The 12,928-nt window shown below is 40.6% G+C and carries 11 protein-coding genes and 1 riboswitch; of the genes, 3 read left to right on the plus strand and 8 right to left on the minus strand.

Annotated features, from left to right (window positions below):
- Positions 1–10: 10 nt before the first annotated feature.
- The gene (locus tag LS684_RS23220; RefSeq protein WP_233812025.1) at positions 11–1,216 is read left to right on the plus strand and encodes an MFS transporter; all 1,206 of its coding nucleotides are present in this window, start codon (positions 11–13) and stop codon (positions 1,214–1,216) included.
- Between the two features lie 74 nt (positions 1,217–1,290).
- On the opposite strand, the gene LS684_RS23225 is transcribed toward LS684_RS23220, so the two are convergent.
- Complete coding sequence (locus LS684_RS23225) at positions 1,291–2,148, minus strand: CvfB family protein (RefSeq protein ID WP_169215073.1); 858 nt, start codon at positions 2,146–2,148, stop codon at positions 1,291–1,293.
- Between the two features lie 213 nt (positions 2,149–2,361).
- A riboswitch (purine riboswitch) is annotated at positions 2,362–2,462 on the plus strand.
- A gap of 74 nt (positions 2,463–2,536) precedes the next feature.
- On the opposite strand from LS684_RS23225, the gene LS684_RS23230 reads away from it, so the two are divergent.
- Positions 2,537–3,829, plus strand: a complete 1,293-nt coding sequence (locus LS684_RS23230) for an NCS2 family permease (RefSeq protein WP_233812026.1) — start codon at positions 2,537–2,539, stop codon at positions 3,827–3,829.
- 149 nt (positions 3,830–3,978) lie between these two features.
- On the opposite strand, the gene LS684_RS23235 is transcribed toward LS684_RS23230, so the two are convergent.
- From LS684_RS23235 to LS684_RS23250, 4 genes are all read right to left on the minus strand, one after another.
- Positions 3,979–4,512, minus strand: coding sequence for a YhcN/YlaJ family sporulation lipoprotein (locus tag LS684_RS23235; RefSeq protein WP_169215075.1), 534 nt, complete (start codon positions 4,510–4,512; stop codon positions 3,979–3,981).
- Between the two features lie 538 nt (positions 4,513–5,050).
- Positions 5,051–6,982, minus strand: a complete 1,932-nt coding sequence (locus LS684_RS23240) for an endonuclease MutS2 (protein ID WP_233812027.1) — start codon at positions 6,980–6,982, stop codon at positions 5,051–5,053.
- A 414-nt stretch (positions 6,983–7,396) separates the two neighbouring features.
- Positions 7,397–7,825 carry a DUF4395 domain-containing protein gene (locus LS684_RS23245; protein ID WP_233812028.1) on the minus strand — a complete coding sequence of 143 codons (429 nt, stop codon included), beginning with the start codon at positions 7,823–7,825 and terminating at the stop codon, positions 7,397–7,399.
- Between the two features lie 116 nt (positions 7,826–7,941).
- On the minus strand, positions 7,942–8,130 hold the full coding sequence (locus tag LS684_RS23250) for a YkvA family protein (protein ID WP_432418845.1): 189 nt from the start codon (positions 8,128–8,130) through the stop codon (positions 7,942–7,944).
- Between the two features lie 268 nt (positions 8,131–8,398).
- Between LS684_RS23250 and LS684_RS23255 the strand changes: the two genes are divergently transcribed.
- Positions 8,399–10,000 (plus strand): ABC-F family ATP-binding cassette domain-containing protein, encoded by a 1,602-nt coding sequence (locus LS684_RS23255; protein ID WP_225003334.1) that lies wholly within the window; start codon positions 8,399–8,401, stop codon positions 9,998–10,000.
- 63 nt (positions 10,001–10,063) lie between these two features.
- Here the strand turns inward: LS684_RS23255 and recQ are convergent, their stop codons facing one another.
- The 3 genes from recQ to LS684_RS23265 form a co-directional block, all read right to left on the minus strand.
- Positions 10,064–12,190, minus strand: a complete 2,127-nt coding sequence (gene recQ / locus LS684_RS23260; RefSeq protein ID WP_233812030.1) for a DNA helicase RecQ — start codon at positions 12,188–12,190, stop codon at positions 10,064–10,066.
- Positions 12,191–12,417: 227 nt separating this feature from the next.
- Positions 12,418–12,549, minus strand: coding sequence for a hypothetical protein (locus LS684_RS24185; protein ID WP_267930451.1), 132 nt, complete (start codon positions 12,547–12,549; stop codon positions 12,418–12,420).
- A 132-nt stretch (positions 12,550–12,681) separates the two neighbouring features.
- The gene (locus tag LS684_RS23265; RefSeq protein ID WP_034758928.1) at positions 12,682–12,897 is read right to left on the minus strand and encodes a cold-inducible protein YdjO-related protein; all 216 of its coding nucleotides are present in this window, start codon (positions 12,895–12,897) and stop codon (positions 12,682–12,684) included.
- Positions 12,898–12,928: the final 31 nt, after the last annotated feature.

The following is a 12,928-nucleotide window of genomic DNA, read 5'->3' on the forward strand; positions in this document are numbered from 1 at the left end:
GGAGACATTTATGAACAAACATACACTTGCATCCCATAATATCAGGATGTTATTTTGGATTTCGTTTTTCGGTACGATGAGTTTTCTTCAACCAGTCTTGACTTTGTTTTATTTTGAAAGGGGATTAAGTTCTTCCCAAATCCTGATCGTGCTTATGTTTTGGAGTGGAGCTGTTTTGATTGGAGAACTTCCAACAGGTATGTTTGCTGACCGTTACGGTGCAAAGCATTCCTTTTTAGTTGGTTCCGTCCTTAAGATCTTCAGTATTTCCCTGCTTTTATTTGCATATGAACCATGGGTGTTTTATTTGTACAGTTTTATTAATGGATTCAGCGTGACTTTTTATTCAGGAGCAGATGAAGCACTTATCTACGACTCATTAAAGGAAACCAATGAAGAAAACCGGATGGACGGTGCCATGGGGAAAATACAATCTGCTACCTTTTTCAGTATGCTGATTGCTGTGATCTTTGGGTCATATTTGGCTAAAGACCTGGCTGACAGCCAGTTTAATCTGCTGATCGGACTTGGCCTGATGTTCCATCTAATAGAGGTGGTCTTCGCTCTTAATATCAAGCAGCCTTCAATGGATTCTTTCAAAAAAGAAAATCCTTTTTCTCAAGTTAAAAGCGGGCTGAAGGTAATTCGGCAGGCACCGGAACTTTTGCTGATGTTTCTGAACGTAACATTGGTCTTCATACCCGCAGGAGCTGTTTACCAATACTTCGACCAGCCTTTGATGAAGGATGCAGGGTTGCCCGTTTATTTAATCGGTGTTTTTTATGCCCTTTCGGCAGTCGTGGGTTTTCTTGTATCGAACTCCATTGGATGGATGACCGGAAAGATATCCAGGGTAAAGCTTATGACCATATCGGGTTTTTTAGCCGTAACAGGGTTACTTTTATCAGCTGTGTTCACTTCATCATTATGGATTGTTTTGGGTTCCTTTTTCGTATTAAGGCTTGTTCGTGCGATCCGTTACCCGGTATATTCTCAATTAAGCAACGAATACATCCCATCAGGCATCAGGGCGACAACCATTTCCCTGCTATCCATTGTCGATTCAGCATTGGATCTTATCGTATTCGGCTTTTTATCAGCAGTTGCTGTAACCGGTTACTCTTCTGTATTGATCGGGTGTGCTTTCATTGCTATTATTGGAACACTCATGCCCATTAGACCTGTAAAGATCAAGGGAAAACAAAACGGAATGTAGCATAGTTAAAAGAGTGCTGACCCCTTGGTCAGCACTCTTTTATGTCTTTTACACTTTTGGAAAAGACAGGACGTTTACTTCTTTAAATAAGTCCATCCTTCTTCCTGGTATACACGATTTTCTTTCATAAGCTTACCGAGTGCTCGTTTGAATGAAGCTTTGCTCATGTTAAACCGATCCTTTATATCATCAGGCTGGCTCTTGTCCCAAAAAGGGATAGCCCCGTTTCTTTCTTCCAAATAGTCAAGGATTACATCTGCATCGTCTTGCATTTTATCCTGTTTTAATGGCAGGAAGGATACATTCAAATTTCCATCATCCTTCACATCGATCACTCTGCCTTCAACAAGTTCACCCAATCGGGGTTCTTCTTTACGTTCATTTTCGTGAACGAAGCACCGATATCCTTGTTCAGACAGGAAAAATGTTCCAACTCTCAATAATCGATAGACTCTTCCCTTCACTTTGGCCTTCATCATTTCCTTTGAAGCCCTTCTGGATACCTGTTCAATAATATTCTCGGTTGCCAGACGCCCGTATAAGCGGTCCTGTTTATCCCTATTCAAAGTTAAAAACAGCTGATCACCCGGGTTTGGCCATAGTTCCATAAACTTAGGAAGATCATCTGCCGATACTAAAATATCCTTTGGGAGGCCGATGTTTACGAAAACCCCCAAATCTTCCCGCTTATCCACTACCTCAGCCCATCCGTAAGCACCCACCTGGACTTTAGGAATCCGCATCGTCGCTGTTAGGCGAACATCCTTATCATGATAAAGAAATACTTTCACAGTACTTCCTTCGTGAATTTCTTCTGTTATTTCAGAATGATGCAGCAATACACGATCTATTTCATTCGTCAGAAAGAAACCGTACGGTACTTCATGATCAACGAATAAATCCACTACCGTTCCCGGTTTTAAAGAAGACATTATTCTGGTTCCTCCTATTTCATTAAGTATTAACTTAGTCATCTCTCTACTCAACATTTGTATTCACTAAATATAGCTTTTTTTCATGATAATGTATAGTCCATAGAACGATTTTTATAATAAACCATCAATTTAGAAAATAATGAATACACGAACATTTGCAGGTCCCATTGACCGAATGATAGCAACTTGTTATGATGCTTCTAATTCAATTATAGCAAAATGCATACACCTTGTATAAGTTCAAGAATATGGCTTGAACGTTTCTACCAGCTACCTTAAATGGCTTGTCTACAAGATAAAGTAAGATGATTATTTTATCCTGTGGATAACGCTCTGGTTAATTTGGACCGGGGCGTTTTTATTTTTATCATCGGAGGGTTTTTATATGAAAACATTCTTTCAGTTTGACGAAAGGGAAACGACTTATAGAAAAGAAACGTTAGCAGGTATAACAACCTTCCTTTCTATGGCTTATATCCTTGTTGTAAATCCAATTATCCTTAGTCAGGCAGGTATGGATAAAGGTGCTCTGTTTACAGCAACGGCACTGTCTGCCATTGTCGGGTCGCTTTTAATAGGAATTCTCGCAAATTTCCCTATAGGAATAGCACCCAGCATGGGGTTGAATTCATTCTTCACCTTTTCAGTATGTATCGGAATGGGTGTGCCATGGGAAAATGCACTGACGGGAGTCTTTGTAGCAGGGGTCATCTTTATGATATTAAGTATCATGAAAATAAGGGAAAAAATCATCAACGTCATTCCTCAGGATTTAAAATATGCCATCGCAGGGGGAATCGGGTTCTTCGTAGCGTTTATCGGGTTTAAAAATGCCGGGCTCGTTGTATCGAATCCAGAAACGTTCGTATCGATGGGGAACGTGGCTTCTCCCGGTACCCTCCTTGCAGTGTTCGGTTTTGTGATCACTTTAATGATGCTTGTCAGAGGGGTCAGGGGTGGTATATTCTATGGGATGGTCGCAACTACCATTTTGGGCATGCTCACGGGAAACATTGATGTGCCCCAATCGATCATAGGAAAGGTGCCAAGCCTTGAACCTACATTTGGAGTGGTTTTCACTCATTTAGGTGATATCTTTACCCTGGAAATAATAGCCGTTATTTTCACATTCTTATTTGTAGCATTCTTTGATACGGCAGGGGCTTTAATCGCTGTTGCCAGTCAGGCAGGCATCATGAGGAATAACAAGATACCCAATGCTGGAAGGGCCTTATTAGCGGATTCTGCTTCAGGAGTCGCAGGTGCAATCTTCGGGACATCCACTACGGCCTCCTTCGTCGAATCATCTGCAGGTGTGGCTGTTGGCGGAAGAACTGGATTTACTTCCATTGTGATCGCATTCTGCTTCTCTATTGCTCTGTTCTTCTCACCAGTATTATCTGTGATCACCCCAGAGGTTACGGCACCGGCTTTAATTATTGTAGGTGCATTAATGGCAACAGAAGTGAGGCATATTAACTGGAGCCGTCTTGAAATTGTCATCCCTTCATTTGTCACCATCATTATGATGCCTTTAACATTCAGTGTTGCTACAGGTATTGCCTTAGGCTTCGTCCTTTATCCATTGGCGATGATCTCCTTGAAGAAATGGAAACATGTACATCCAATCATGTACTTTCTGTGTGCATTATTCATCGGTTACTTTGCTTTCTCTTAAGCAGGGAACCATCATTTATATAAAACGAGAAAGTGAAGACCTCATTTAATAGTCTTCACTCTCTTTTTTATCTATCCACAATAATAAATAACTCCTGTAAAGACTCTCATTTGACTAGAGATAAGCCGAAACAATGTCCGGCTTTTTCTTTATTCTCTGTCTGGAAATACTCTTTGCAGCATTTCTGCAAATTCTTCTCCAAGACCCTCAACCGGTTTTCCGTTTTCCGCTTTGTTTGCATAGTCCCTCATACGGTCTGTGAAATCAGGATTTGTTGAAATATAAACATTATTTATATTCCTGTTTTGACTTTTCACTTGATCGGAGATTTTTTTCTCCAATGCATTTGAAACGTTACCATTCATTCCTTCTTCAAGGACTGCCGCTACATACGCGTTTTGATTTGTTGTCAGCACATAGGCACGTCTTACCTCTTTAAGACTGGCCACTTTATTCGCCTCTTTTTCTGCCAGTGAATAATCTTCTCTCATATTCCCATCATTGATATACTCCCGGTGATTTACATAATCCCGATTTGCCTGATTGTTTTTGTAATTAACCTTTTCTAAATTCCGGTTATTCATTTCTTGTCCTGCTTCATTCATATCATTTCCCATACCGCAACCCGTAACAAGACTGAAAAACATGAATCCCAAAATTGAAATCAACAGAGATTTTTTCATATTGACTACCTCCTATATGTTATTCAATTTTACTTTCCCCAAAGCACATTCATCCTATACAAAGGCCGACCGTATAAACGTTTATTTCACTCCTCATAAAGGATATGATGTCTTTGGTTGGAAGCAGATGGATGATTACGCTCATGAGGACTCCTTATACGTTGAACAGGGGACCACTTGTCATGTTTCTGTCTTCTTTTGTTGGTTGTAGAAATGGATAAAGAGGCTGGGTCAAAACTAAAAAACTCAGAACAATATCAATGAAGCCTCTTTATACCGCCATTCCCTGCATGACTCCGTTTTCCGCGGTTAGCCCGAGAGCCTCCGGGTAGGAAAGCGAGGGGCTTAGACGCTGGACAGGCCTCACATAAGCTTCCCGCAGGAGTCTACGTCTTGCACTCCAATCAACCGCTGAATAAAATTGAAAGCTTAGGTATATTTCGATAAGTATAAAACCCGAACTACATTGCCTTTATTCAGGCAATGTAGTTCGGGTTTCGTTTAGACATACATCCTTTTGTCCCAGCCTCTTTCGTGTTCAATCTTCATGATCGATGGTTAAACCTTCAACAAAACGCTTACCCATCAGCTTATCTTTTTTCCGGTTTTCTTTACTGTTGAAGATAATATCAAAGTCATAACCTTCAGGGTATAAATCTTGAGCGGAAACATAAAGGGTTAGCCGTTTATGGTTGATGGTTTTTTTCTCACCCTTGATCTGGACCATGTAATCTCCCCTCTCATTCGGTCCTTCATACACGATCCCGAATTCCCCGCTGCTTGACACCTTCACATTATCTCCTTTGTTAAATAGCGGACTGGCATTTTCTCTTTGTGGCGTTTTGCTCCGGACCCTGTTTTTATACTTGTTAACGATGACTTGCATATCCATTTCCTTTTTCTCATGATAGTCCAATTCACCTAGATCATAGTTCTTCTTTTCCCTATAGGTGATTTCATGGGCACTTTCAATGATTTGAGGATGCATCCCAAGTTTTAATGCAATGGCAAAAGCTTGACTCTCGCCTCCTTCACCCACTAAGAGCCTATACGTTGGCTGTAATGTATCAATATTGAATTCCATGCTTCCGTTCAAGAAGCCTTCATGTTCTTCTGCGAAATGCTTTAATTCACTGTAATGTGTTGTGGCCAGTATAGTGGCTCCTTTTTCATACAATTGATACAATATGGCCGTTGCCAATCCCATGCCTTCAAGAGGATCCGTACCAGAACCCAGCTCATCCAACAGAACGAGCGTTCGGTCATTTGTTTCCTTTAATAGATCGATGATGTTTTTGATATGGGAACTGAATGTACTTAAATTCTGCTGAAGGCTTTGACCATCTCCGATATCTAACAAGATCTTCTCATAGATACTGATTTCACTCCCGGCACTCGCCGGAATATGAAGGCCGCATTGGGTCATTAGAGTGAGAAGTCCTACGGTTTTAATCGTTACCGTTTTTCCACCCGTATTAGGCCCCGTTATCACAAGGGCATGAAAGTCCTCCCCCATTCTGATGGATAATGGTACTGCCTGGTTTCCGAGCAGGGGGTGTACTGCCTCTTTAAGATAGATCTTATGGTCTTCATTTACTATGGCACCTACGGCATCCATAGACCGACTATACTTTGCTTTTGCAAATAATACATCGTAATGGATCATCGTTTCAATTGCCAATTTTAATTGAGGCTCGTACTGCTGAACCAACCCTGTCAAAGTCCACAATATGTTCTCCACTTCACGTTCTTCATCTAATTTATAGTAAAGAAGCTGGTCTTGCTGAATGCTTAATTCCTCAGGTTCAATATAGAAAGTAGAACCCGAAGCAGATGCATCCAATTCGGCTCCTTTCACTTTTCCCTTGTATTCTTTTTTGACTGGGAGAACATATCTGCCGTTTCTCTGGCTGACAATCGATTCTTGAAGATACGATTTATACTTGGAAGACTTTACGATTGATTGAATCTTATCCTTTAATCGTTCTTCTTGAATACCCATTTGCTTTCTGATCCTTACTAACTCTTTTGTGGCATAATCGTCCACTCTTCCATTGCGTATACAGCGATTGATCTCCTCCCCCACTTCCGGGATATTTTCAATAGAATATACATAGGAAGATACCCTTGGTGCAACCCACTCTTTATCTTCCATAAATCTTTTCAGTTTCTTACATGCATCAAGGAAATAATAGAGACTTGTAAGCTGATCCGGCCTCAAAGGCACACCGTTATTTAAATTTGCCACAATGTTTTCGACACCTTCCAATGCATGAATCGGGATACTGGCACTTTTCTCAAGAATTCTTACAGCTTCTGTTACTTCATCCAAACGCATTTCAATCTGTCGTTTGTTAGTGGATGGGAGTAGGTTCATTAGTTCCTTTTTCCCTTCTACTGTAAGGGCAAACTGTGATATGTCTTCTTTCACCTTGTTAAATTCTAATGTTAGATACGTCTTTTCGTTCAATGTTTTCTCCTCCATATACAAAAATAGGCCACAACGAACAATGTCCATTGTGGCCTTTCTTCACTCGTATACCAGACCTGACGGGGGCTGTGTGATGACGAAAAACGTGTGTCGTCCAACTTTCAGGAACGACAACACAGATTTTCTAATTTGTGCACAAAAAAGAGCTGTGCACAAAGACACAGCTCTCCTAATAAAGGTATGAGTATGCTATGACCATTGTTCTTAACTACATTTTGGGGGCATAATGAAATAAGCCTATCCAATAGCCTGTTAAAAGACTACCGCCTGCAAAATGTCCGTATTCATTTCACGGTTAGTTAAGAACGACACCTAACATATAACATACTCCTCTAATATACAGTATTTAAATTCATATCCAGTTTACGACGAATGGAACTCAATGTCAATAGGCTATTGAAGCGACCTGTTATATTGGAACTTTTTCCATTGAAATCGTAAAAAGCAGCCGATACAGAAGCCGGCAAGAGCGACGGATGCTGCCAGAAATACCATTCCTGAGAATAAATAAAAACCTGTTTCCCAACCAAACAAAGCACTCATGACCGCTGCTCCAAGACAGATCACGGCAATAACATTGTTAAACTGCTGCTGATCAGCATCTTCTGGAGGATAAGATGACCATTCTTTTGTTAAGAAATATTTTCCTATCTTCATAACGGGATTGAAGCGAAAAAGAAGCCCTGAGAGTCCTATTACGAAGGGAAAAAGCAAGAATAATTCAGATTGAAATAACCACGAAATGGAAACCGATAAAACGATAAACCATTGGTTCATTTGAACAAGGGGTCTTGGTATTGTATTGATTAAAGCTCTACCCATTTTAATCCAAACCTTTCAGATTGGAATTAGTGTATTTATAGTGTAGTGGATTCAAAAGAAAAAATCAAAAGAAAAAACCGAAAACCCAGGCCCATTTTTGGCTGTTTTCGGTTTGCTTATTTGAATTTCGTTAGTCCGTATTTATTTTGTAACTCTAAAGGAGCCATCTTCACCATTAGCTGGAGGATGAAGGTGAATACCGCCAAATCGTCAACAATCCCAAAAAAGAGAAAGACATCGGGAATCAGATCAAGTGGCAGCCATATGTAGAAACCAACCAGCCCGACAGCGAGAATCTTCTTCACCAGTGAAACCTCTCCTGAACGAAAAAAATCAACCAAAAAAGGAAACGACTTTCGAAAATTCATGAGAAACTTCATCCGTTTCAAAAACCTCTTCATTCTTCCTCATCACCCTTCATTTTTTATAACGTTACCATAGCAATTCATAAAATGGAAAGGCCTTCACTTATCACCCAGGGTATATTTGAGTCTGTTCCTGCTAACACTCTATCTTTTTAGCCTCCTTGCATGTTATAATCTTTTAGATTGAGTATTAGGAGGGTTATTATACATGATTCAAGTATCAGATGTAAGCTTACGTTTCGGTGATAGAAAACTATTCGAAGACGTGAATATAAAGTTTACTCCAGGGAATTGCTATGGCCTAATCGGAGCAAACGGTGCAGGTAAATCTACATTCTTAAAAATTCTTTCAGGTGAAATCGAAGCTCAGACCGGCCATGTATCAATGGGTTCAGGCGAGCGTCTTGCTGTATTGAAGCAGGATCATTTCGAATATGAAGAATATGAAGTCTTAAAAGTAGTCATTATGGGGCATTCCCGTTTATATGAAGTCATGCAGGAGAAAGACGCCATCTACATGAAAGAGGACTTCTCTGATGAAGACGGTATGAGAGCTGCTGAATTAGAAGGCGAATTTGCCGAATTGAACGGGTGGGAAGCTGAATCGGAAGCTGCCATTCTTTTAAAAGGGTTAGGGATCAATGAAGAGCTTCACGGTAAGCAAATGTCCGAACTGACGGGTGGAGAAAAAGTAAAAGTATTATTAGCTCAAGCACTTTTCGGCAAACCGGATGTCCTGTTACTGGATGAGCCTACAAACCACTTGGACATTCAAGCGATCCAATGGCTGGAAGACTTCCTGATCAACTTTGAGAACACAGTCATCGTCGTATCCCATGACCGTCACTTCTTAAACAAAGTGTGTACACACATTGCCGACCTTGACTTTGGAAAGATCCAAATCTATGTTGGAAACTACGATTTCTGGTACGAGTCCAGTCAATTAGCTCTTAAAATGGCTCAGGATCAGAATAAAAAGAAGGAAGAAAAAATCAAGGAACTTCAAGCATTCGTTGCGAGATTTAGCGCAAATGCATCGAAGTCAAAACAGGCTACTTCCCGTAAAAAATCGTTGGAAAAAATCACATTGGATGATATCAAACCAAGTTCACGCCGCTATCCTTATGTACAGTTCAAACCAGAGCGTGAGATCGGCAACGATGTACTGCGCGTAGAAGGTCTTTCGAAAACGATCGATGGAGTGAAGGTTCTGAACAATGTGAGCTTCATTTTGAACAAGGACGATAAAATCGCGCTGGTCGGTGTAAATGAGATTGCTAAAACGACTTTATTCAAGATCCTTGCAGGGGAAATGGAACCAGATAGTGGTTCATTTAAATGGGGAGTCACTACCACTCAAGCTTATTTCCCTAATGATAACTCCAAGTACTTTGAAGGAAACGAGCCTTCTCTAGTGGAATGGCTGCGTCAGTACTCACCTGAGGATGAGAGCGAAACATTCCTTCGAGGTTTCTTGGGCCGGATGTTATTCTCTGGAGAAGAAGTATTGAAGAAGCCGAGTGTCCTTTCCGGAGGAGAAAAAGTTCGCTGTATGTTATCGAAAATGATGCTGAGCGGTTCAAATGTTCTTCTATTGGATGAACCGACGAACCACTTGGATCTCGAATCCATTACGGCATTGAATAACGGTTTGATTAACTTCAAAGGTGCCATGATTTTCGCTTCTCATGACCATCAATTCATTCAAACCATTGCAAACCGCATTATCGAGATTACGGAAGATGGTTTAATCGATAAAGAAACGACGTACGATGAATTCTTGGAAATGAAGGCAGCAATGAAAGCTTAATATATTAAAAAATGCAGATGCTCAATTGGCATCTGCGTTTTTTATCTCTTATTTCAAGACAGGTCAATCCTGCCCATTTTTAGCCAAAAACCCTTTAATCTGAAAATAACTTATTTCGTTCGGCAGCTCTTCTTTAATGGGCTTTAAAAGCTCGGAGCCCACTTTTGAAACCGCTGATTCGATAAGGGATTCCTCCGTTTCTGAGAACAGGATTGACCAGTCATTCATGACGCCTTCCTGAAAGGCACGGATAAGATGATTTTCAATCGTCAACGTGCTCATTCCACGCTCTTTCGCAATGCTCTTTATATCCATATGATCTTTGAACATCTCATAGCTGATCATGTAGGAGGCTTTGTCAGAATGATTGGTCTTTCGAGGCTTGGATGGCTTGACCACCTCTACAGCAGGTTCAGGATGATCTTTCAAAAAAGCTGAAATTTCATGTAGAAACAGATCTCCATACCGGGTCAGCTTGTTTTCCCCTACCCCACTGACAGACAAGAATTCATCCGGGTTCTTTGGCAACTTCACACACATGTCCTGTAAAGACTTATCGGAGAAAATAACGAAAGGTGGAACTCCTTCTGACTCAGCGATGGATTTACGCAGGTTTCGCAACGACTGAAACAAACCATCTTCTTTGGAAATGATGGCCGAAACTGTCGGCTGGACTTTTCTTGAAACCTTCCTGTCTCCCATTAATACCTCTTTGCCTTTTAACGAAACCTTAAGTATGGGAAAGCTGCCCCCCTCGACTTGAATGACTCCTTCTGAGATCAAATAATCAATAAACAGTCCGACTTCCTTCTGGGACTTCTCCTTCATTAATCCATATGTGGAAAGTCGATGGAACCCCCAATCCAGGATCTTTTTATTCTTTGACCCTGTAAGGACACCACTGATGAGTGACGTTCCGAATCTTTCATTCATCCGCAACATACATGACAGTACCATTTGTGACTCTCTTGTTACATCCTCTGAATCTCTTTCATCCAAACAATTACTGCAATGGCCGCACTCTATATCTGTATGTTCACCAAAATAAGCTAAGATGTAATTCTGTAAGCATGCTTCAGTGTGTACGAAGTCGACCATGTCCCTAAGCTTCTGCATTTCATTATCATGCAATTCCTGATTGACAATATTCTGATCGATAATATAACGCTGGGTCTGGATATCCTGAGGGGAGAATAGAAGTATACATTCGCTGTCCACTCCATCACGACCAGCCCTGCCTGCTTCTTGATAATACCCTTCCATATTTTTTGGAATTTGATAATGAATGACAAAGCGTACATTTGATTTATTGATCCCCATACCAAATGCATTGGTTGCCACCATGATGGAGATCGTATCATTCAGGAATGCTTCCTGCTGCTCCTGTCTTAATGTGTCAGACATCCCGCCATGATATTTACCTACGGAGAACCCTTTCTTCTCCAAGAATAGATAGAGATTCTCAACTTCCTTACGAGTGGCACAGTAAATAATCCCGGAATGCTGATGGTTCTTTTGAACATATTTTTCTACCCAACGCTTCCGGTCTTCCCCTTTTACCACCTGAAAAAAAAGGTTTGTCCGCTGAAACCCAGTTAATACTTTGAATTGATCCGGAATGTGTAAGTGATGTAGAATATCTGCTTGCACTTGGGGGGTGGCAGTTGCGGTAAGAGCAAGGATGGTTGGGTTTGAATGCAATTGTTTCACTGCTTGGTATATCCCTAAATAGCTCGGTCTGAAATCATGACCCCACTGGGATAAACAATGGGCTTCATCAACTGCGACAAGGGGGATCGGCAAGGTGTTGAGGAAACGGATAAATCCAAAAGATTCCAATCTTTCAGGTGCAATGTAAACAAGCTTATACCCACCTAAAGAGATTTTTTCCATCCTTTCCTCTACTTCATTGGAAGAAAGGGTACTATTGATATATGTAGCTGGAATTCCTTGATGTATTAATGAATCCACCTGATCTTTCATAAGGGAAATGAGTGGAGAAATTACTAGGGTCACTCCATCGAGCATCAAAGAGGGGATTTGATAACACAGGGACTTCCCACCGCCTGTAGGCATGATCCCCACTGTGTTTTTCCCATCTAATATATATTCAATGATGCTTGCCTGACCATCCCTGAATTCATCATAACCGAAGTATTGCTTTAAGACCTGTTTTGCTTCTGCAATCACATTCTTACCTCCAAAATCATACTTATTCCTACATTGTATTAAAGAACAGGAGACATGCCAAGAGGAAGGATGTAAGTTTTCATCCATATTCCCTTTAGCAGCTGATTTCTTATTTACTCAGGTTCATACCAATATGATTGTACCGAGTCCGTACCTCATCAGGATTGGGAGTCACTTCAAAAAAAGATCGTACACCTGTGATCATATGTGTACGATCTTTCATCAAGTCAGAACCACTTGACTGGTTTATCTTCTTTATTCACTTCAACAGGCTTTGCCAGTTTCCAAAAGCTATCCCATACAGTATCTTTCCCCTCTGTGGAAGTGTTTTTGGTTTCTTTTTCTTTCTTATTGGACATGGTGCTCCCTCCTTTAATACATACATACAATACATACTATTCAAAAGTAAAAAAAGAGTTAAATATCAATAGCCTGTAGAACGGTAGAAACATAAAAAAGAACCAATCAGCTGATTGGTTCTTTACAATCCATTAGGATGATTTCATGGTTGGATGGGGATTGTCAACCACTTGCAGTACTTTAGTGGAAGTCACCATATCTTCTTTACAAAGTGGACACTTAGGTGTATCTTCACTTTTGAAGTTATCTCTCATCCAGCCTTTACAATCTTCAGCGGAACAAGCCCAAATCTTTGTTTCCTCTGTTTTGATTTCTTCCTCGACTTGATTTCTACGACCAAAAGCCATTGAACGTCCTCCTTTTAGGTAAGTAGGATTT

This window comes from Cytobacillus spongiae (genome assembly GCF_021390075.1).